This is a genomic window from Methylobacterium sp. NPDC080182, from assembly GCF_050281105.1.
GTDB lineage: Bacteria > Pseudomonadota > Alphaproteobacteria > Rhizobiales > Beijerinckiaceae > Methylobacterium.
This window is the reverse complement of sequence record NZ_JBNNWO010000010.1, coordinates 1-19813: the sequence shown is the minus strand read 5'-3', so window position 1 is coordinate 19813 and position 19813 is coordinate 1. Positions and strand designations below refer to the sequence as shown.

The following is a 19813-nucleotide window of genomic DNA, read 5'->3' as shown; positions in this document are numbered from 1 at the left end:
CGACGACGGGAGGGGCGGATGCGCACGATGAAGACGGCGGCGGGCGGCGTGCTCGCGGCGCTGGGACTGGCGCTGGCGACCGCCGGCGCCCTCGGGCACGGCGACGTCCAGCCCCAGCCGGTCAACACCGACGGCCTCAAGCCGCTGGGCGCCGAGTGGGTCGCCGAGAACCCCTACAAGGGCGACAAGCACGCCATCGCGATCGGCGCCTCGGGCTTCAACCAGAACTGCGCCCGCTGCCACGGCCTGGAGATGATCTCCGGCGGCCTCGCCCCGGACCTGCGCTACCTGCCGCAGGGCAAGGAGGGCGACGAGTACTTCGTCGAGCGCATGAAGCACGGCGCCGTCATCAACGGCGTGACCAAGATGCCGGCCTTCGAGGGTGTGATCTCGCAGGAGGGCCTGTGGGCGATCCGGAGCTACATCGAGTCGAAGCATGAGGAGTAGCGCGCGGCTCCTCCTCGCCTGCGGCCTGCTCGCGGCCCTCCGGTTCCAGCCGGAGGCGGCCGCGCGCCCCCTGGACCAGGTCGTGGCCGACGGCACCCTGCGGGTGGCGGTCTACGGCGACAACGCGCCGTTCTCCGGGGAGGAGACCGGCAGGCCCCGCGGCATCGACGTCGATCTCGCCCGCGCGATCGCCGACAGGCTCAAGGTGAAGCTCGACCTGCGCGTGGTCGACGCCGGCGAGAACGTCGACGGCGACCTGCGCCTGAACCTGTGGCGCGGCGACCTCGCCGGCACGCCGCTCGCCGACCTGATGCTGCACGTGCCGACTGACCGGCAGCTCGCCCTGCGCAACGAGCAGGTGTTCTTCACGGCGCCGTACTTCGAGCAGGAGATCGCCTTCGCGTACCGCAAGGGCGTGCTGGACGGCTTCGACAGCCTCGACGACATCGGCGACCGGAGCGTCGCGCTGGAAGGCACGGGCGCCGCCGACCTGATGCTGCTGACCGCCCAGGGCGGCCGCTTCCGCCCGAACCTGAAGCACTACAGGAGCTTCGAGGAGGCCGCGAAGGCCTACCTCGCCGGCGAGGCTCCGATCCTGGCCGGAACCCGCGCGGCGATCGAGGCGGCGCTGTCCGCCGCGAAGGCCCCGAAGGACGACAACCCGATCGCCACGGTCCCGTCGACGGGGCTGGTGAAAACGCGCTGGGAGATCGGCGGCGCGGTGAGGACCGATTCCCGCGACCTCGCCTACGCGGTCGGGGACGCGATCACGGCACTGAACGCGGAGGGTCGGCTCAGGGCGATCTGCGAGAGCTACGGCGTCACCTACGCGCCGCCGAAGGGGTATTGAGCGCATCCGTCATCGCGAGCGCAGCGAAGCGATCCAGACAGCGCGCCATCGTGGGATGCTGTGCTGCCCTGGGTCGCTTCGCTGCGCTCGCGATGACGGTAACAGCGAACATCAGACCTCCCGAACCAGACCTCCCGAACGAGACCTCCCTCGGATTCGCGCAAATCCGAGCGCCGATCTCGACGAATACATTGAATTCACCGGTCCGCAGAGTGGCCTTATTGGACCAATGGCCAATAAGACTTTCCTGAGAAGCCCGATAGCTTCGTCCTCCAAGGGGGCGCCCCGCGACTCGTGCGGCCCGCGTCGAAACCCGGATGCCCCGGCCACACGGACCGGGGCCGACCACGGAGGACACGTCATGAGAATGCGGACCCGGTTCCTCGCCGCGGTGGGCGTCGCCGCCCTCGTGGCGGGCGGCGCCCTGCCGGCCATGGCCCAGGGGGTCACCGAGCAGGACATCATCAACGACGCCAAGACGCCCGGCGACGTGGTCACCTACGGCCTCGGCCCGCAGGCCCAGCGCTTCAGCCCGCTGAAGACGCTCAACCGCGACAACATCAAGGGTCTCGTCCCGGCCTGGTCGTTCTCGTTCGGCGGCGAGAAGCAGCGCGGCCAGGAGAGCCAGGCGCTGGTCAAGGACGGCATCATCTACGTCACGGGCTCGTACTCGCGCATGTACGCGATCGACTCCCGCAGCGGCGAGAAGAAGTGGGAGTACGACGCCCGCCTGCCGGAGGGCATCCTGCCCTGCTGCGACGTGGTGAACCGCGGCGCCGCGCTCTACAAGGACAACGTCTATTTCGGCACGCTCGACGCCAAGCTCGTCGCGCTCAACACCAAGACCGGCAAGGTCGTCTGGCGGAAGGAGATCGACGACTTCAAGGCCGGCTACAGCTACACGGCCGCCCCGATCATCGTGAAGGGCAAGATCATCACCGGCGTGTCGGGCGGCGAGTTCGGCGTGATCGGGCGCATCGAGGCCCGCGACGCCGAGACCGGCGAGGTCGTGTGGAAGCGCCCCGTGATCGAGGGCCACATGGGCGAGCTCAACGGCAAGCCCTCGACCATGACCGGCAAGGTCAACGAGAGCTGGCCCGGCGACATGTGGAAGTTCGGCGGCGGCGCCACGTGGCTCGGCGGCACCTACGATCCCGAGACCAACCTGATCTACTTCGGCACCGGCAACCCCGGCCCGTGGAACTCCTGGCTCCGGCCGGGCGACAACAAGTGGACCTCCTCGCGACTCGCCCTCAACCCCGACAACGGCGAGATCGTCTGGGGCTTCCAGACGACCCCGCACGACGGCTGGGACTTCGACGGCGTCAACGAGTTCGTGCCGTTCGACCTGAACAAGGGCGGCAAGACCATCAAGGCCGGCGCCACCGCCGACCGCAACGGCTTCTTCTACGTCCTCGACCGGACCAACGGGAAGTTCATCTCGGCGACGCCGTTCGTCGAGAAGATCAACTGGGCCAAGGGCATCGATGAGAACGGCCGCCCGATCTACAACGAGGAGAACCGCCCCGGCGACCCGAGCAAGGCGACCGGCGACGACAAGAAGGGCAAGTCGGTCTTCGCGGTGCCGAGCTTCCTCGGCGGCAAGAACTGGATGCCGATCGGCTACAGCCCCGACACCAAGCTGTTCTACGTGCCCTCCAACGAGTGGGGCATGGATATCTGGAACGAGCCGGTGAACTACAAGAAGGGTGCCGCCTACCTCGGCGCCGGCTTCACCATCAAGCCGGTCTTCGACGACCATATCGGCTCGCTCAAGGCGATCGACCCGGCCTCCGGCAAGGTCGTGTGGGAGTACAAGAATAAGGCCCCGCTCTGGGCCGGCGTGCTCACCACGGCTGGCAACCTCGTCTTCACCGGCACACCGGAGGGCTTCCTGAAGGCCTTCGACGCCAAGACCGGCGAGGAGGTCTGGAAGTTCCAGGTCGGGACCGGCGTGGTCTCCTCGCCGATCACCTGGGAGCAGGACGGCGAGCAGTGGGTCGGCGTCGCGGCCGGCTGGGGCGGCGCGGTGCCGCTCTGGGGCGGCGAGGTCGCCAAGTCGACGGCCGGCATCAACCAGGGCGGCAGCTTCTGGGCGTTCAAGCTGCCGAAGACGGTGGCGTCGCGCTGAGGGCCCGCAACCGAAAGCGTGCCGGTCCCCGCGGGCCGGCACGCCCAGGTCCCGGGGCCGGGCTGTCGTCTCAACACCCGCTTGCGCCCCGGGGCCGCATCGATCACCTTCGGACCTCCCGCCCGCGTATTCGGCGGATCCTGTGAGGATCTCGAGCGAAGGACCGAGGTCTCCGTGCATCTCCTGATCGTCGATGACCACCCGCTGTTCCGCGACGCCCTGGCGGCCACGATCCGCCTCGCGCACCCGGACGCGGTGCTGCACGAGGCCGACGGGATCGAGGCGGCCTGCGCGGTGCTTGCCGCGAACCGCGGCATCGACCTGACGCTCCTCGACCTGTCGATGCGGGGCGTCACCGGCTTCGACGGGCTGATCACCATCCGGGCGAGCTTCCCGCGCATCCCGATCCTGATCGTCTCCGGCCACGAGGATCCGCGCATCGTCGGCGAGGCCCTGCAGCACGGGGCGGCGGGCTTCGTCCCCAAGGCCATGGACAAGGCGACGCTCACCCGGGCGATCACCGAGGTGATGAGCGGGGCGCTGTTCCTGCCGCCGGGGCTAGCCGAGGCCGGCGCGCCCGCGCCCCGGTCCAAGAAGGCGCCGCTGGCCGAGCGCCTCGCCCGGCTGACGCCGCAGCAATTGCGGGTCCTGATGATGATCCGTCAGGGCAAGCTCAACAAGCAGATCGCCCACGAGCTCCAGGTCGGCGACTCGACCGTGAAGGCGCACGTCTCGGAGATCCTGCGCAAGCTCGAGGTCATCAGCCGCACGCAGATCGTGATCGACACGGCGTCCCTCGACTTCGACCAGATCCACAACAGCCACTCGGCCTAACGACGCGATCGCGGGATCCGGCCTGCGGCTCGGGGATCGCCGCGACGGCGGCTGAGCGTCCGGACCCGCCCCGTGCAGCGACCGGATCATATGCGCCTGCCGCAGAACAAACCCAAGTCATGGGTCGACTCATTCATCTGACGCAGCCCTGACCCCCTCGCGGCATCCCTCAATCGAGATCGATATGAAGCTATCTATCGGCGTGCGAGCCGATTGATCCGGTGACCTCGCCGGCTCCTCGCGACGGTGGATCAGGTTGTGACCGGCATCGATGGTCCGACGACGCTGGGGCGAGTCCAGCAGGCCTTCACCCCCGCCCCCCTGACCACCGGCCGCCACCGGCGCCGCTCCGCCGTCGGGGCCGCGGAGGCGCACAAGCCGGAGCCGGTGTCGTGACCCTCCCCGGATGGCGCGACTGGGCCTTCGCGCTGAAGACCTACGCGGCGGCGATGCTCGCCCTGTACCTCGCGCTCTGGATCGACCTGCCGCGGCCCTACTGGGCCCTCGGCACCGTCTACATCACCAGCCAGGTCCTCTCCGGCGCGACGCGCGCGAAGGCCGCCTACCGGGTCTGCGGCACCGTGCTCGGCGCGGCGGTCAGCGTCGTGCTGGTGCCGAACCTCGTGAACGCGCCGATCCTGCTGAGCCTCGCGGTGGCGCTGTGGGTCGCGCTCTGCCTCTACGTCTCCCTCCTCGACCGGACCCCCGCGAGCTACCTGCCGATGCTCGCCGGCTACACGGCGGCGCTGATCGGTTTCCCCGCCGTCGACGATCCCGGGGCGATCTTCGACACGGCGGTGGCGCGGGCCGAGGAGATCTCCCTCGGCATCGTCTGCGCCAGCCTCGCCGCCACGCTGATCCTGCCGCAATCGGCGGCCCCGCTCATCGTCGGACGGCTGAACGACTGGTCGGCGGAGGCCCGGGCCTGGATCCGGAGCGCCCTCGCGGCCGCCCGCGCGCCGGAGGCCGTTGGGCCGAGCCAGGGCCGGCGCCTGCGCCTCGCCTCGGACGCGATCGGCCTCGACGCCCTCGGCCTCGCCCTGCGCAACGAGGCGACGGGCGCGGAGCGCGCCGCCGAGGCCTTCGCGCCCCTCCGTCAGCACATGCTGATGGTCCTGCCGATCGTCGCCGCCGTGGCGGACCGCGTCGCCGCCCTCGAGCAAGCCGGCGCTGTTCCGGCGCGGGTCCGGGCCTTCCTGTCGGACCTCATCGCCTGGCTCGCCGACGAGGTCGACGATCCGGATCGCGCCGCGCGGCTGCGCGACCGGATCGACGGGTTCGAGCCCGCCCTCGGCCGGGCGCCGGACTGGAACACGCTCCTCCTCGCGAGCCTCGCGGCGCGCCTGCGCGACGTCATCGACCTGCGCCAGGATCTGCGGGCACTGCGCGGCCACCTCGCGGCCGGCACCGCGCCCCGCGCGCCGCTCGCCTTCGCCTACACGGCCCGCGTCCGGTCGATCCGCCACCGGGACCACGGGCTGGCCGCGTTCTCGGCCTTCGGGGTGTTCGCGGGCCTGCTCGCCTGCTGCGCCATCTGGATCGCCACCGGCTGGCCGGACGGCTCCGCGGCGCCGATGATGGGCGCGGTCGCCTGCTGCCTGTTCGCCGCGCAGGACGATCCCGCGCCGCAGATCCTGAGCTTTGCCAACTCGGCGATCGTCGGCGCCCTCGGCGCGGGCCTCTACCTGTTCGCCGTGCTGCCGCTCGCCACCTCCTTCGAGATGCTGGCCCTCGCGCTCGCGCCGGCCCTGATCCTGTGCGGCCTGATGATGACGCAGCCGCGCACCGCCCCGATGGGCATGGGCGCGGCGCTGAACGGCGCGACCCTGCTGGCCCTCCAGAACGGCTACAGCGGGGACTTCGCGCCCTTCGCCAACGGGGTGATCGCCTCGGTGGTGGGCATGTGGATCGCCGCCGCGGTGACCCGGGTGATCCGCTCGGTCGGCGCCGGCTGGAGCGCGCGGCGGCTGATCGGGATCAACCGGCGCAGCCTCGCGGCCGCCGCGGACGGGCGCGGCACCGGCCACGGGCTCGAACTCGCGGCCCTCATGCTCGACCGCGTCGGCCTGATCGCGCCGCGGCTGGCGAGCCTGCCCGCGGACACGTCCGCCTCCGTGGGCGACCTGCTGGCCGATGTCCGGGTGGGCATCAACCTCGTGGAGGTCCGCCGGGTGCGCCGGCAGCTGACGGGCCCGGCCCGCAGCACCGTCGACCGGGTCCTCGCGCTGGCGGCGCGCCAGCTGCGCGGCCGGACCGACCGGCCGGACGCGGCGCTGCTCGCGGCGCTGGACGAGGCGCTCGACGCCGTCGCGGGCGCGGCCCCGTCGCCGGAGCGGCGCGCCGCCCTGATCGGCCTCACCGGCCTGCGCCGCGGGCTCTTCGCCGACGCGCCGGCCTACCGGGCGGCGCCAGCCCTGGACCACCGGGAGATGGCGGCATGATGGGCGAGATCGACCTCTGCGGCGTGTTCGTGCCGGGCCTCGCCCTCTGGATGGCGCTGGCCTTCGCCCTCGGCCTGCCGCTGCGCCACCTGCTCGCGGCGACCGGCCTCTACCGCCTCGTCTGGCACCGGCCGCTCTTCGACCTCGCCCTCTACGTCGTCCTGCTCGGCGGCGTGGTGACCCTCGCCCACCGGACCCTGCCATGACCGCCCTGTTCTCCGCCGTCGGCCGCCTCCTAGTCACCCTCGGCATGGTCGCCGCGGCGCTGATCGTCGGCCTCGGCCTGTGGGACTATTACATGGACGCCCCCTGGACCCGGGACGGGCGCGTGCGCGCCGACGTGGTGGCGGTGGCCCCCGACGTCTCCGGCCTCGTCACCGAGGTGCTGGTGGAGGACAATCAGGTCGTGCGGAAGGGCGACATCCTGTTCCGGATCGATCCGGACCGGTTCCGCCTGGGGCTGCGGCAGGCGGAGGCGATGGTGGAGGGCCGCAAGGCGACCGCCGAGCAGGAGGCGGCCGACTACGCCCGCTACAGCAGGCTCTCCGACGCGGCGGTGTCGCAGCAGCGGGTCGAGGCCGCCAAGGCGGCCGACCTGTCGGCGCGGGCCGCCTACGAGCAGGGCCTGGCGGATCGCGACCTCGCCAAGCTCAACCTGGAGCGCTCGGCGGTGCGCGCCCCGGTCAACGGCCGGATCACCAACATGGAGCTGCGGCCGGGCGCCTACGTCACCACCGGACGCGGCGTCATGGCGCTGATCGACAGCGACACCGTCCGGGTCGAGGGCTACTTCGAGGAGACGAAGCTGCCGCGGATCCGCGTCGGCGCGCCCGTGACCGTCGAGCTCATGGGCGAGGACGGGGCGCTCCGCGGCCACGTCGCCAGCATCGCCGGCGGCATCGGCGAGACCGGCCGCAGCGACGCCTCCAACCTGCTCGCGAACGTGAACCCGACCTTCTCGTGGGTGCGCCTCGCCCAGCGCATCCCGGTGCGGATCAGCCTCGACGGCGGCACGGCGGATCCGCGGTTGGTGAGCGGCCGGACCGCGACGGTCTCGATCGCGCCGGCGGCCGGCGGGGAACCCCTGCGCTGGCCCTGGACGGCGTGGCGCGAGGCGCTCGCCCGCTGAAGGCGCGACCGAACCATCCGGGCGCGCCCGGGTTGGCCTCACACCACAGCCCAACGACCTGTCAGGAGGCCCCATGTCGAAGACGATCCTCGCCCTCGCCACGTCCGTCGTTCTCGCCACGTCCGGCGCGGCGCTCGCTCAGGCGCCGCAGACCGGCGGCGCCAACCAGGGCAACGTCAACAAGTCCGGCGCGGTGGGCGGCACCGGGACGGGGGCCGGGTCCATGGAGAGCACCGGGTCTACCGGCGCCGGCATGGCGCCCGGCACCAGCGGCGGCCCGCGGGTCAGCACGCCCGGCGCCCCCGCCGGCAGCAGCTCGGGCAACGGCGCTACCGGCAGCGGCGCTGCGCCCAGCGGGAAGTAGGCCCCGCCGGTTCTCCCTCCCACCTGCGCGGGGGAGGGAGAACCCGTCAGGTCCCGATCCGGACCGGCGTGTGCCCCGGCCCTACGCGCCGAGGCCGCCCACGCACAGGTACTTGGTGTTCAGGTAATCCTCGATGCCCTGGTACGAGCCCTCGCGGCCGAGGCCGGATTCCTTCACGCCGCCGAAGGGCGCCACCTCGGTGGTGATGATCCCCTCGTTGATCCCGACCATGCCGTATTCCAGCGCCTCCGCGACCCGGAAGGTCCGGCCGAGGTCGCGGGTGTAGAAGTAGCAGGCGAGCCCGTACTCGGTGTCGTTGGCCATGCGGATCGCCTCCGCCTCGTCGCGGAAGCGGAACAGCGGCGCCAGCGGCCCGAAGGTCTCCTCCCGAGCCACCGCCATGGCGGGGGTGGCGCCGGTGATCACCGTCGGCTCGAAGAACTGGCCGCCCAGCGCGTGGCGGTGACCGCCCGCGACCACCCGGCCGCCCTTCTCGACGGCGTCGCGGATATGGGCCTCGGTCTTCTCCACCGCCGCCATGTCGATCAGCGGCCCCTGGGCGACGCCGTCCTCGACGCCGTTGCCGACCTTCAGGCGGTTGGCCGCCTCGGCCATCTTCTCCGCGAAGGCGTCGTAGATCCCGTCCTGCACCAGGAAGCGGTTGGTGCAGATGCAGGTCTGGCCGGAATTGCGGTATTTGGCCAGCATCGCGCCCGCCACCGCCTTGTCGAGGTCGGCGTCGTCGAACACGATGAAGGGCGCGTTGCCGCCGAGCTCCATCGAGACCTTCTTCACCGTGTGGGCGGCCTGCTCCAGCAGTACCTTGCCGACCTCGGTGGAGCCGGTGAACGTGATCTTCTTGACGAGCGGGTTGCCGGTCATCTCGGCGCCGATCGCCCGGGCCGAGCCGGTGAGGATCGAGACCGTGCCGGCCGGGAAGCCGGCGCGCTCGCACAGGACGCCCCAGGCGAGGCCCGAGAGCGGGGTCTGCGAGGCGGGCTTGATCACGATCGGGCAGCCGGCGGCCAGAGCCGGGGCGATCTTGCGGGCGATCATCGAGGACGGGAAGTTCCACGGCGTGATCGCCGCCACGACGCCGACCGGCTCCTTGGTGACGAGGATCTTGCGGTCGCCCCAGGGGGAGGGGACCACGTCGCCGTAGACGCGGCGCGCCTCCTCCGCGAACCACAGCACGTAGGCCGCCGACATGGCGACCTCGCCGCGGGCCTCCGTCAGCGACTTGCCCTGCTCGGCGGTGAGGATCTGCGCGAGATCCTCCTGATGCTCGGTCACGAGCGCCGCGAGCTTGCGCAGCAGCACGGCGCGCTCGTTGGCGGTCTTGGCGCGCCACGCCGGGTAGGCCTCGTGCGCTGCCTTGATCGCCTGCCGGGTCTCGTCGGCGCCGGCATTCGGCACCTTGGCGATCAGCGCGCCGGTCGCCGGGTTGGTGACGTCGATGCTGCCGGAACCGGCCTTCGACCATGCGCCGCCGATCAGGCAGGCATCGACCAGCAGGGCGCGGTCCTTCAGGGAGGGGGTCTCGAACTCAGGCATCCAACGGTTCCTTCGGCGGCCGCGGCATGTCGGGCTGGGACATGCCGGGCCGCGGCTTGAGAGGCACGCTCTGGGCCGTATTCCTCGCCTGCGCCTCGGCTTTTGTCTCGAAGACATGGGGAGCCAGGTCGCGGCTCGCCAACGAGGCGCCGAGTTTCAATCGCAAGAACGCGCTCGTGGTATACCGGGACGCGGTCTCGTAATAGCGGTTTTCGAGATAGGCGATCGCCGAGAAGTAGGCGTCGCTCACCGTCGGGTCGATCTCGAACCCGTCGTAATTGGCGATCAGGTGGACCTTCCTGCCGATCTCCTGGCAGGCGCGCTCGTATTCGCGGCGCACCAGCTCGACGTCGTCGATGGTCCGGACCTGGAAGCCCTCGAGGTTCGAGAACAGGATGTTGCGCTCCGGGTCGTAGCTGATCCGCTCCGACAGCGAGAGGCCCAGCAGCCAGGGCTCCAGCGCCATCACGGACTCGCGGAACAGGCGCGGATCCATCGGCTGCGGATCCTGCACGATCGGGGTGAAGCCCATCTGACCGAGGATGTCGCGCGCGATATCGATGCCCGGCGCGACCTCGACCAGCTCCATGCCGGCCCGCGTCCGGCGGAACACGCAGCGCTCGGTCACGTAGAGCACCGGCTGGCCGCGCTCGGCCGCGTAGGCCCCCGAGAAGGTCACCTGCTCGACCGCGGCGATGAATTTCCGCGAGCGGCCCTCGCTGAGGATCCGGATGCCGCCGTCCTCCACCGCCACCTTGAGGCCGTCGGCCGTGAACGTGCCGGCGAAGACGAGGCTCTTGGCGTTCTGCGAGATGTTGATGAACCCGCCCGCGCCCGCGAGCTTCTTGCCGAACCGGCTGACGTTGACGTTGCCCTCGGCGTCGCACTGGGCGAGGCCCAGGCAGGCGAGATCGAGGCCGCCGCCGTCGTAGAAGTCGAACTGCTGGTTCTGGTGCAGCACGGCGGCCGGGTTGAGGGCGGCGCCGAAATCCAGCCCACCCTGCGGCAGGCCACCGATCACGCCCGGCTCGGCGGTGAGCGTCAGGTACTTGAGCACCCGCTCCTCGGCGGCGACCGCCGCGACGCCCTCGGGCATGCCGATGCCGAGATTGACCACACCGCCGGGCGGCAGCTCGAAGGCGCAGCGCCGGGCGATGACCTTGCGGGTGTCGAGCGGCATCGGGGCGATCCGGTCGAGCGGCACGCGCTGGCGGCCCGTGAAGGCGTGGTTGTAGGGCGTGCCGTAGGTCTGACGGTGGTTCTCGGGCGTGCTGAGCACCACGCAATCGACCAGCACGCCGGGCACCTGCACCTCGCGCGGGTTGAGCGAGCCGGCCTCGGCGAGCCGCTCGACCTGGGCGATGACGAAACCGCCGGAATTCTTCGCCGCCATGGCGGCCGCGAGGTTGTCGAGGGTGAGCGCCTCGCGCTCCATGGTGATGTTGCCGGCGGGGTCGGCCGTGGTGCCGCGGATCAGCGCGACGTTGACCGGGAAGGCCTTGTAGTGGAGCCAGGATTCGCCGCCGAGCTCGACCACGCTGACGAGGTCTTCCTGCGTCACGGCGTTGAGCTTGCCGCCCTCCAAGCGCGGGTCGACGAAGGTGCGCAGGCCTACCTTGGTAATGTGGCCCGGCGTGTGGGCGGCGATCTCGCGGTAGAGGTGCGAGACCACGCCGAGCGGCAAGTTGTAGGCCTCGATCTCGCCCGCCACCGCCATGGCGCCGAGCTTCGGCACGAGCGCCCAGTGGCCGCCGACGACGCGGCGGACGAGGCCCGGGATCGCGAGCTTGTTGAGGCCGCGCTCCTTGCCGTCGCCGGGGGCGGCGGCGAACATCAGGCCGATCCCGTGCGGGCCGTTGCCGGCCTCGAAGCGGCGGGCGAGCGCCAGGATCAGCTCGTCGGGCGTGCCGATCCCGACGAAGCCCGAGACCGCGACCATGTCGCCGTCCTGCAGGATGGCGGCGGCCTCGTCGGCGCTGACGATCTTGTTCTTCAGGCTGCCCATGCGGCACTCCCCCGAGCCTGCACGTTATCCCCGCTTGCCGAGCCAGTCGGCGATGCCTGAGCCCAGCAGCTTCTGTGCCTTGCCGCCGACGAAGACGCCGACATGGCCGCCGGGCAGCCCCATCTCGGTGTAGTCGGTGGTGCCGATCTTATCCTTCAGCGCCTGCGAGGTGGCCGGCGGGATGATGTGGTCGTCCTGGGCGAAGACGTTCAGCACCGGGCAGGTGATGGCCTTCAGGTCCACCCGCCGGCCGCCGAGCTCGAAGGCGCTCTCGACCAGCTTGTTGTCCTGGTAGAGGTCCTTCAGCCACTGCTTGGCGGCCTCGCCGGGATGGTCCGGACGGTCGGCGATCCACTTCTCCATGCGGAGGAAGTTCAGGAACTTCTTCTTGTCGTCGAGGGCGTCGAGCAGGTCGAGGTTGTACTTCGTCATGGTCCGCATCGGCGTCATCATCGAGAACACCGAGCCCATGAAGGCGCCGGGCAGCGACCCCTGCGCCTCGATCAGCCGGTCGACATCCTCGGGCGTGAGCGACCGCGTCCAGACATTGATGAAGCCGTGGCCGGCCCGGTTCTCCCGCGTGTCGGCGTGGAAGTCGATCGGCGTGATCGTCAGCACCATCGCGTTGACGGTCTCGGGGTAGAGCGCCGCGTAGCAGGTGGTGAAGACGCCGCCCTCGCAGATGCCGAGCAGGCTGACCTTATCCCGCCCGGCCGCCTCCTGGATGAAGGCGACGCACTCGGCGAGGTAGCCGTCCACGTAATCGTCGATGGTGACGTAGCGGTCGGCCCGGCCCGGATTGCCCCAGTCGACCACGTAGAGGTCGAGGCCGAGATTCAGCAGGTTGCGGACCAGCGAGCGGTCCTCCTGAAGGTCGGCCATCGTGTAGCGGCCGATCAGCCCGTAGACGATCAGCACCGGCGGCAGGCCCTTGCTCTCGGCGAGCGGCCGGTAGCGGTAGAGGCTGACCTTGTCCTGGCTCCAGACCAGGTCCTTCGGCGTGGTGGCGATCTCGACATCGGCGTCGCTGACATCGGCGAACAGCCTGGCGCCCTCGCTGATGCGGCGGCCGAGGGTGCCGACCTCGGCCAGCAACGCGGCCGGGGTGAGATTCAGCGGGGCGGCCGGCCCCTTCGGCTTCTCCTGATCAGCCATGGGCGTCCTCCCCGACCTGTGAACCACCCGCCTTCGCGATTTTGCCGGCCTGCCGGCGCTCCCGGCGCAGCGCCCGGACCTCCCGGCGCAGCTCAGTGAGGCTCTTGTGGACGTCGTCGAGCTCGGCCCGGGTCGGCTGGCCGTAGAACTCGGACAGGAACGCCGCGACGTCCTGCTGGGCGAGGCGCAGGTCGGTCGAGGCCCGGAGCACGGCCCGCTGCGAGGTCAGGAACGCGTCGGAGCGCTGGACCTCCAGCAGGACCGCGTTGGCGGTCTCGATCCACCGGCTCATCATGTCCCGGGCGGAGGCGAAGCTCTCGCCGTTTTCGGCGCGGGCGTTGGCCTCCTGGGCGAAGGTCCCGGCCGCCCGCGTCCAGGCCTGCAGCATCACCGCCTGATGCTCGCTCTGCGCCCGCCGCAGGCTCGCCCAGGCGGTGAACAGGGCCGCGTAGCGCCGCTCGGTCTGCCACAGGTCGGCGAGCTGCGGGCCCTCGGCCATGCGGGTCAGCGCCGCGTCGAACTCGGCCGAGCCGCCGAGCCAGGCCTGCGGATCGAAGATCCGGGCGAGCACCGCTCCGGCGGTCGGGTCCGGCGCGCCGGGGCCGCCCTGGAGCGAGCGCGTCAGCGTCTGCGAGAGGGCGCTGGCGGCGGTCCAGGCCTCGGTCAGCTTGGCCTGCGCCGCGGCGAGATCTGCGAGGTCGCCGCCCGGGAAGGTCGGCCAGCCGAACCCGGGCGCGGACTGCCCGGCGCCCGGGGTGAAGAAGCCCGCGCCGGCCCGCGTCCAGAACTCGCTCATCGCCCGGAACGCGTCGAACTGGTCCATGCTGGCGTTTCTCCTCACAGCCTCAGGGCTGAAGTCTTCGAACCCGCCGTCTTTGCGAGCGAAGCGAAGCAATCCAGCAGCGCCATGCTCAACGACGGCGCGTCTCCCTGGGTCGCTTCGCTGCGCTCGCGATGACGTAGCCGGCGACCCGCGCTCACGCGGCCGGTCGCGCTTCCCCGAGGGCTTCCGCGTAGATCGCGAAGGCGTCGTCGTAGGTGACCTCGCGCGGGTTGTTCACGAGGAGCCGCGTCTGCTTCATCGCGTCGGTGGCCATGCGCTCCAGGTCCTGCCGGGCGACACCGACCTCGGCGAGCGAGGCCGGCACCTTGCAGTCGCGGCAGATCGCGTCGAGACTCTCGACGAAGCGCTTGGCGGCCTCGGACCGCGGCAGGTCGGCGGCCGCGGGGTCGAGGATCGGAGCGAGCTCCGCGTAGAGTCCTTCAGCGTGCGAGAGGTTGAAGCGCATCACCCCCATCAGCACCAGGGCGTTCGAGAGCCCGTGCGGCACGTGGAAGATCGCGCCGACCGGGTAGGCCAGGGCGTGCACCGCCGCCACCGGCGCGTTGGCGAAGGCCATGCCGGCGAGCATCGAGCCGAGCAGCATGCCGGAGCGCGCCTCGAGGTTCTTCCCGTCCGTGCAGGCGGTCCGGATGTTGGCCGAGAGCAGCGCCAGCGCCTGCTTGGCGAGCTGGTCGGAGATCGGGTTCTTCTTGTTCTTGCTGGTGAAGGCCTCGATGGCGTGGACCATGGCGTCGATGCCGGTCGCCGCGGTGACGTGCGACGGCAGGCCGAGCGTCAGCTCCGGGTCGAGCACCGCCCAGTCGGGCAGGAGCTTCGGCGCGACGACGCCCTTCTTCTCGGTGGTCGGCGTCGTGACGATCGAGATCGGCGTCACCTCCGAGCCGGTGCCGGCCGTGGTCGGCACCAGGATCAGCGGCAGGCGGTCGCCCTTGGCGAGGCCGACGCCGTAGATCGCGTCGAGCGGCTCGTCGGACTTGGCGAGGTAGGCCACGAGCTTGGCGGTATCGAGCGCCGAGCCGCCGCCGATCGACAGGACGAGGTCGGTCCCGAGCTCGCGGGCGCGCTTGGCCGCCGCCTCGATCACCGTCGAGGGCGGGTCGGCGACCACGTCCTCGTAGACGTCGAGGGTGACGCCGGCTTCCGCCAGCGCCGCCTCGGCGGCCTGGGTGAGGCCGGCGCTGCGCACGCCCTTGTCGGTGACGAGGAGGACGCGCTTGGCCCCGAAGCTGCCGACGATCTCCGGCAGCTTCTTCGCGGCGCCGGCCTCGAACAGCACGTTCGGCGTGGTCTGGAAGGTGAACGGGTTCATCGCGCTGCCCTGTCTTGCGTGCCGACCATCTGCGAAACCGGCCTCACTCGGCCGGCTCGAAATCCTTCACCTTGGCGCGCAGCTCGTCGACCAGCACGCGGGTGTTCTCCGAGTAGTCGATCGGCACCGCCACGAGGTGCACCCCGCCCGCCGCGAAGGCCCGGTCCAGCGTCGGCACGAGGTCGTTGACCGACTCGACCCGGTGGCCGGTCGCCCCGTACGACTTGGCGTAGAGGACGAAGTCCGGGTTGCTGAAGGTCATGCCGTAATCGGCGAACTTGTCGACCGCCTGCTTCCAGCGGATCATCCCGTAGGCCGAGTCGTCGAGCACCAGCACCACGAGGTTGAGCTTCAGCCGGACGGCGGTCTCCATCTCCTGGCTGTTCATCATGAACCCGCCGTCGCCGCAGACGGCCATCACGCGCCGCTTCGGGTAGAGCATCGCCGCCATCATGGCCGAGGGCAGGCCCGCGCCCATCGTGGCCAGCGCGTTGTCGAGGAGCAGCGTGTTGGCGACGTAGGTTCGGTAGTTCCGGGCGAACCAGATCTTGTACATGCCGTTGTCGAGGCACACGATCCCGTCCTCCGGGATCACCCGGCGCACGTCGCGCACGAGGCGCTGCGGCGTCACCGGGAAGCGGTCCTCGCCGGCCCGATCGGCGATATGGCCGAGGATGTGCTCGCGCAGGTGCAGCAGCGCGCCCGCGTTCGGGAGCTTGCCGTCGAGCTTGTCGGCCAGCAGCTTCAGCGTCGGCCCGAGGTCGCCGACCACCTCGGCATCCGGATAGTACACCTGCTCGACGTTGGCCGGCATGTAGCCGATGTGGACGACCTTCTGGTCGGCCTGGCCCATGAAGAAGGGCGGCTTCTCGATCGTGTCGTGGCCGATGGCGATGATCAGGTCGGCCTTATCGATCGCCTCGTGGACGTAGTCGCGCTCGGAGAGGGCCGCGGTGCCCATGTAGAGGTCGGTCCCGCCCGCGACGGTGCCCTTGCCCATCTGGGTGGTGAAGAACGGGATGCCGGTGCGCTGCACGAAGCCGCCGAGCTCGCCGGTGGCGCGGGGGCGGCTCGCGGCGGCGCCCAGCATGATCAGCGGGCGCTTGGCCTTCAGGATCATGTCCGCGGCGCGCGCGATCGCGGTCGGGTGGGCGACCGGGATGTCGATCGGGTGCGAGGGGACGAGGTCGGCCTCGGCCTCCTCGGAGGCGATGTCCTCGGGCAGCTCCAGCAGCACCGGGCCGGGCCGCTCCTCGGTGGCGACCCGGAAGGCGTCGCGCACGATGGTGGGGATCGAGGAGGCCGAGACGATCTGCCGGGCCATCTTGGTGATCGGCTTCATCGACGAGATCACGTCGACGATCTGGAACTTGGCCTGGCGCGAGGACAGGATGCCCTTCTGGCCGGTGATGATGATCATCGGCATGGCGCCGAGATGGGCGTAGGCCGCGCCGGTGGAGAAGTTCAGGGCGCCCGGGCCGAGCGTCGAGAGGCAGACGCCGGGGCGGCCGGTGAGTCGGCCGTGGGTGGCGGCCATGAAGCTCGCCGCCTGCTCGTGGCGGGTCAGGACCAGCTCGATCTTGGAGTTGCGCAGAGATTCGACGACGTCGAGGTTCTCCTCCCCGGGAATCCCGAAGATGCGGTCGACGCCCTCGTTCTCGAGGGCCGCGACGAGGAGATCTGAACCTTTGGGCATGCGACGTCTCGCTGATGTAACGGTGTTCCCCGGCCGTCCGGGTCGATTCCGGCACTGTGATCGCGAGGCCGTGAACGACACGAGACGGAGGAACACCCCCCGAATACTCGGTTCGTTAGAGGGCCCCCCTGTAGGGTGGTCAAGGGCCGTCCGGGCCCGTGACGTCACAGAGCCGGCCGGATGCTAACGTGCGGTCCGCCGCCCCGGCTTCCGGCCGGTCGAGCGCACCGGCGGGGCCGACCCGGCTGCCGCGATGGGACAGCGATGGATCGCATCGAGAGCGACAAGACCGTGCCGCCGGGGGACCAGGAGGCGGATGCCCCGGCCGTGGACTCGGTGCTGGCACCGGTCGCCGATTTCCCGCGGATCGACCTCCGCGCGGGCGTCGAGGCCTGGGACAAGCGGCGCAAGGCCGGCAAGCGGCTGCGCGCCGAGGTGCCCCACGCGGGCCAGGCCGCGCTGGCTTCCGATCCCGACCGGCCCGACCCGGTCGCCCTGATCGAGGCCGCCCACGCGGGCCGCCAGCCGCACCTGATCCCGCTACGGGTCGCCCGGATGGCGAGCTCGCCCTTCGCGTTCCTGCGCGGGGCCGCGCACGTCATGGCCTGGGACCTGTCGCGCGGGCCGCGCAGCGGCATCGACGTCGTGATGAACGGCGACGCGCACACCGACAATTTCGGCCTGTTCGGCACGCCGCAGCGCGACATCGTCCTCGACCTCAACGATTTCGACGAGGTCACGATCGGCCCGTGGGAGTGGGACCTCAAGCGCCTCGCGGCCGGGCTGGCGGTCGCCACCGACGACGCGGGCCTGCCGGCGGGCGAGCGGCGGGCGGCCGTCATGGAGGCGGTCTCCGGCTACCAGCACACGATGCGGCGCCTCGCGCCGCAGGGCTCCCTCGACGTCTGGTACCAGACGACCCGCGCCGACGGCCCGCACATCGCCGGGCTCCAAATGAACGCGGAGGCCCGGGCCGTGGTCCGCCGGGCGGTCGACAAGGCGCGGCGTCGCAACAACCGCAGCCTGCTCGCCCAGGTGGCCGAGCGGCGCACCGACGGCACCTGGCAATTGCAGACCGACGCGCCGATCCTGACGCCCGTGGACGCGGCGACCCGCGAGGGCGTCGTCACCGGCCTGGAGCGCTACGCCGAGACCCTGCCGCGGGAGCGGCGCTTCATGCTCGACCGCTACCACGTGGTCGACGTCGCCCACCGCGTCGTCGGCGTCGGCAGCGTCGGGACCCGGGCCTACCTCGCCCTGCTGTTCGGCAATTCCGACGCCGACGCGCTCTTCCTGCAGGTCAAGGAAGCGGTCCGACCGGCGCACGCGCCGTACCTGCCGGGCGTGCCGGCGCCGTTCTCCGGGCACGAGGGCGAGCGGGTGATCTACGGCCAGCGCCTGCTCCAGGCGGTGGGCGACCCGCTGCTCGGCTGGACCAGCATCGCGGGCCGGCCGTTCTACGTGCGCCAGATGAAGAACCTGAAGGGCGCGATCCCGCTGGCGCGGATGTCCGGCGCGCCGCTCCTGACCTTCTCGTACGCCTACGGGACGCTGCTGGCGCGCGCCCACGCGCGGACCGGGGACGCGGCGGCGATCGCCGGCTATTGCGGCAGCGGCAAGCACCACGACCTGAGCGGGGCGATCGCCGACTGGGCCGCGGCCTACGCGGAGCGCAATGCGGCCGACTTCGCCCTGTTCCGCGCGGCGATCGCGCGCGGCCGCCTGGAGGCCGCAGCGGATCCGTGCCTGTGACGGTGCGGTCTGCTCGCGGCCGGTCGATGCCGTCCGCACGTCCGTCCTCGCGAGCGGAGCGAAGCGATCCAGATCGCGCGACGCCGGCCAGCCTCGCGCTGTCCTGGGTCACTTCGCTCCGCTCGTGAGGACGGCACGGAATGCGTCGACCGTCGCGTTCAAGCGGAAAGCGTATCAGATGATGCCCGGCGCCGGCGGCTCGTGGGCCAGCCGGACCAGGAGGTCCCGCAGCCAGCGGTGGGCCGGGTCGTGGTCGTAGGAGGCGTGCCACAGCATCGACACGGGCACGTCGTCGAGGGGCACCGGCACGGGGCTGACGCTCAGCGCCAGGGCGCTGGCGAAGGAGGTGGCGAGCCGGGCGTGCATCGTGGCGATCACCGGCGCCGCGCGGACCATGAACGGGACCACGAGGAAGCGCGGGGTCGTCACCGCCAGGGTGCGCGAGCGCCCGATCAGCGCGAGGGCGTCGTCGACGACCCCGTGGGCGGTCTCGCGCAGGGACGTCAGCACGTGGGGGAAGCGCAGGTAATCGTCGAGCCCGATCGGCGGCTCCAGGCCGATCAGGGCGGCGTTGAACAGCACCACGTAGCTGTCCCGGTAGAGGAGGCGCTGCTTGTGGTGGAGCTGCCCCTCCGAGAACAGGCCGATGGCGAGGTCGACCCGGTCGGCGTCGAGCTCGTCGAGGATGCGGGTCCGGTCGACGGAGCGCAGCAGCAGCCGGATGCCGGGCGCGTCCCGGCGGAGCTGCGCGATCAGCCGCGGCCCGAGCAGCGCCTCGACGCTGTCCGGCAGGCTCACCGTGAAGACGCGTTCGACGGTGGCCGGGTCGAACCGCTCCTCCCGGTGCACCAGCGCCTGCACCTGCCGGAGGGTGGCGCGCAGCGGCTCGGCGATCTTCAGGGCGCGGGGCGTCGGCCGCATCCCGTCCGGCGCCCGGGTCAGGAGCTCGTCGTCGAACAGGCGGCGCAGGCGGGCCAGGCTCGAGCTCATCGCTGACTGGCCGATCCCGACCCGTGCGGCGGCCCGCGTGACGCTGCGCTCGTCGAGCAGCGCGTCGAGGGCGACCAGCAGGTTCAGGTCGATCCGGCTGAGATCGATATGGTCGATGGCCACGGGCGTCGCGTTCGGTGGAGGATCGGAGTGCCGACATAGCAGATGCGTCGGCTTGCCCGTCATCCCGAAGTCGCGCCGCGGCGTCCCGGAGTGACGGCAGGGTTCGGCCCACGTGACGGTGCCCGCGGCCGATGGTTTCTCGGCACCGACGTCCTTGCGAGCGGAGCGAAGCAATCCAGCAGCGCGACG

Annotated in this window: 17 protein-coding genes; 10 read left to right on the top strand and 7 right to left on the bottom strand. The window is 71.2% G+C overall.

Annotated elements, in window-relative coordinates; all coding sequences use genetic code 11:
• The first annotated feature begins 18 nt into the window (after positions 1-18).
• The 9 genes from pedF to ACQKQD_RS17700 all read left to right on the top strand — a co-directional run bounded on the left by pedF (position 19) and on the right by ACQKQD_RS17700 (position 8196).
• The gene (gene pedF, locus ACQKQD_RS17740) at positions 19-447 is read left to right on the top strand and encodes a cytochrome c-550 PedF (protein WP_427509028.1); all 429 of its coding nucleotides are present in this window, start codon (positions 19-21) and stop codon (positions 445-447) included.
• Positions 437-1297 (top strand): substrate-binding periplasmic protein, encoded by an 861-nt coding sequence (locus ACQKQD_RS17735; protein ID WP_427509027.1) that lies wholly within the window; start codon positions 437-439, stop codon positions 1295-1297. The genes pedF and ACQKQD_RS17735 overlap by 11 nt, the downstream gene beginning before the upstream one ends.
• A gap of 361 nt (positions 1298-1658) precedes the next feature.
• The gene (locus ACQKQD_RS17730) at positions 1659-3428 is read left to right on the top strand and encodes a PQQ-dependent methanol/ethanol family dehydrogenase (protein WP_056527719.1); all 1770 of its coding nucleotides are present in this window, start codon (positions 1659-1661) and stop codon (positions 3426-3428) included.
• Positions 3429-3602: 174 nt separating this feature from the next.
• Positions 3603-4262 (top strand): response regulator, encoded by a 660-nt coding sequence (locus ACQKQD_RS17725; protein WP_427509026.1) that lies wholly within the window; start codon positions 3603-3605, stop codon positions 4260-4262.
• 258 nt (positions 4263-4520) lie between these two features.
• The gene (locus tag ACQKQD_RS17720; RefSeq protein WP_331299504.1) at positions 4521-4658 is read left to right on the top strand and encodes a hypothetical protein; all 138 of its coding nucleotides are present in this window, start codon (positions 4521-4523) and stop codon (positions 4656-4658) included.
• A complete protein-coding gene (locus tag ACQKQD_RS17715) occupies positions 4655-6703 on the top strand; it encodes an FUSC family protein (protein ID WP_427509025.1) in 2049 nt (682 codons plus the stop codon). The genes ACQKQD_RS17720 and ACQKQD_RS17715 overlap by 4 nt, the downstream gene beginning before the upstream one ends.
• Entirely contained in the window at positions 6700-6909 is a 210-nt protein-coding gene (locus tag ACQKQD_RS17710) for a DUF1656 domain-containing protein (protein ID WP_427509024.1), read from the top strand. The genes ACQKQD_RS17715 and ACQKQD_RS17710 overlap by 4 nt, the downstream gene beginning before the upstream one ends.
• Positions 6906-7832 carry an efflux RND transporter periplasmic adaptor subunit gene (locus tag ACQKQD_RS17705; RefSeq protein WP_427509023.1) on the top strand — a complete coding sequence of 309 codons (927 nt, stop codon included), beginning with the start codon at positions 6906-6908 and terminating at the stop codon, positions 7830-7832. The genes ACQKQD_RS17710 and ACQKQD_RS17705 overlap by 4 nt, the downstream gene beginning before the upstream one ends.
• Positions 7833-7905: 73 nt before the next feature.
• Positions 7906-8196 (top strand): hypothetical protein, encoded by a 291-nt coding sequence (locus ACQKQD_RS17700; protein ID WP_427509022.1) that lies wholly within the window; start codon positions 7906-7908, stop codon positions 8194-8196.
• An 81-nt stretch (positions 8197-8277) separates the two neighbouring features.
• On the opposite strand, the gene ACQKQD_RS17695 is transcribed toward ACQKQD_RS17700, so the two are convergent.
• The 6 genes from ACQKQD_RS17695 to ACQKQD_RS17670 form a co-directional block, all read right to left on the bottom strand.
• Positions 8278-9750, bottom strand: a complete 1473-nt coding sequence (locus ACQKQD_RS17695) for an NAD-dependent succinate-semialdehyde dehydrogenase (protein WP_427509021.1) — start codon at positions 9748-9750, stop codon at positions 8278-8280.
• A complete protein-coding gene (locus ACQKQD_RS17690) occupies positions 9743-11755 on the bottom strand; it encodes an acyl CoA:acetate/3-ketoacid CoA transferase (protein WP_427509020.1) in 2013 nt (670 codons plus the stop codon). Before ACQKQD_RS17690 ends, ACQKQD_RS17695 begins: the two co-directional genes overlap by 8 nt.
• Positions 11756-11779: 24 nt before the next feature.
• A complete protein-coding gene (phaC, locus tag ACQKQD_RS17685; protein ID WP_056527699.1) occupies positions 11780-12910 on the bottom strand; it encodes a class III poly(R)-hydroxyalkanoic acid synthase subunit PhaC in 1131 nt (376 codons plus the stop codon).
• Positions 12903-13733, bottom strand: a complete 831-nt coding sequence (locus ACQKQD_RS17680) for a poly(R)-hydroxyalkanoic acid synthase subunit PhaE (protein WP_427509019.1) — start codon at positions 13731-13733, stop codon at positions 12903-12905. The genes phaC and ACQKQD_RS17680 overlap by 8 nt, the downstream gene beginning before the upstream one ends.
• Before the next feature lie 154 nt (positions 13734-13887).
• Complete coding sequence (locus ACQKQD_RS17675) at positions 13888-15063, bottom strand: iron-containing alcohol dehydrogenase (RefSeq protein WP_100253700.1); 1176 nt, start codon at positions 15061-15063, stop codon at positions 13888-13890.
• Positions 15064-15106: 43 nt separating this feature from the next.
• Positions 15107-16759: an acetolactate synthase large subunit gene (locus ACQKQD_RS17670; protein WP_020095074.1), complete on the bottom strand. Its 1653-nt coding sequence runs from the start codon at positions 16757-16759 to the stop codon at positions 15107-15109.
• 264 nt (positions 16760-17023) lie between these two features.
• Between ACQKQD_RS17670 and ACQKQD_RS17665 the strand changes: the two genes are divergently transcribed.
• Complete coding sequence (locus ACQKQD_RS17665) at positions 17024-18511, top strand: DUF2252 domain-containing protein (protein ID WP_427509018.1); 1488 nt, start codon at positions 17024-17026, stop codon at positions 18509-18511.
• A gap of 174 nt (positions 18512-18685) precedes the next feature.
• Here ACQKQD_RS17665 and ACQKQD_RS17660 read toward each other — a convergent pair whose 3' ends face one another.
• Positions 18686-19624 (bottom strand): LysR family transcriptional regulator, encoded by a 939-nt coding sequence (locus ACQKQD_RS17660; RefSeq protein ID WP_427509017.1) that lies wholly within the window; start codon positions 19622-19624, stop codon positions 18686-18688.
• Positions 19625-19813 lie beyond the last annotated feature (189 nt).

Excerpts from the sequence above, each read along its gene's own strand:
- ACQKQD_RS17670 (WP_020095074.1), bottom strand. The coding sequence starts at position 16,759 with ATGCCCAAAGGTTCAGATCTCCTCGTCGCGGCCCTCGAGAACGAGGGC.
- ACQKQD_RS17680 (WP_427509019.1), bottom strand. The coding sequence starts at position 13,733 with ATGGACCAGTTCGACGCGTTCCGGGCGATGAGCGAGTTCTGGACGCGG.
- ACQKQD_RS17695 (WP_427509021.1), bottom strand. The coding sequence starts at position 9,750 with ATGCCTGAGTTCGAGACCCCCTCCCTGAAGGACCGCGCCCTGCTGGTC.
- ACQKQD_RS17735 (WP_427509027.1), top strand. The coding sequence starts at position 437 with ATGAGGAGTAGCGCGCGGCTCCTCCTCGCCTGCGGCCTGCTCGCGGCC.
- ACQKQD_RS17710 (WP_427509024.1), top strand. The coding sequence starts at position 6,700 with ATGATGGGCGAGATCGACCTCTGCGGCGTGTTCGTGCCGGGCCTCGCC.
- ACQKQD_RS17665 (WP_427509018.1), top strand. The coding sequence starts at position 17,024 with ATGGATCGCATCGAGAGCGACAAGACCGTGCCGCCGGGGGACCAGGAG.
- ACQKQD_RS17675 (WP_100253700.1), bottom strand. The coding sequence starts at position 15,063 with ATGAACCCGTTCACCTTCCAGACCACGCCGAACGTGCTGTTCGAGGCC.
- pedF (WP_427509028.1), top strand. The coding sequence starts at position 19 with ATGCGCACGATGAAGACGGCGGCGGGCGGCGTGCTCGCGGCGCTGGGA.
- ACQKQD_RS17730 (WP_056527719.1), top strand. The coding sequence starts at position 1,659 with ATGAGAATGCGGACCCGGTTCCTCGCCGCGGTGGGCGTCGCCGCCCTC.
- ACQKQD_RS17690 (WP_427509020.1), bottom strand. The coding sequence starts at position 11,755 with ATGGGCAGCCTGAAGAACAAGATCGTCAGCGCCGACGAGGCCGCCGCC.
- ACQKQD_RS17700 (WP_427509022.1), top strand. The coding sequence starts at position 7,906 with ATGTCGAAGACGATCCTCGCCCTCGCCACGTCCGTCGTTCTCGCCACG.
- ACQKQD_RS17705 (WP_427509023.1), top strand. The coding sequence starts at position 6,906 with ATGACCGCCCTGTTCTCCGCCGTCGGCCGCCTCCTAGTCACCCTCGGC.
- phaC (WP_056527699.1), bottom strand. The coding sequence starts at position 12,910 with ATGGCTGATCAGGAGAAGCCGAAGGGGCCGGCCGCCCCGCTGAATCTC.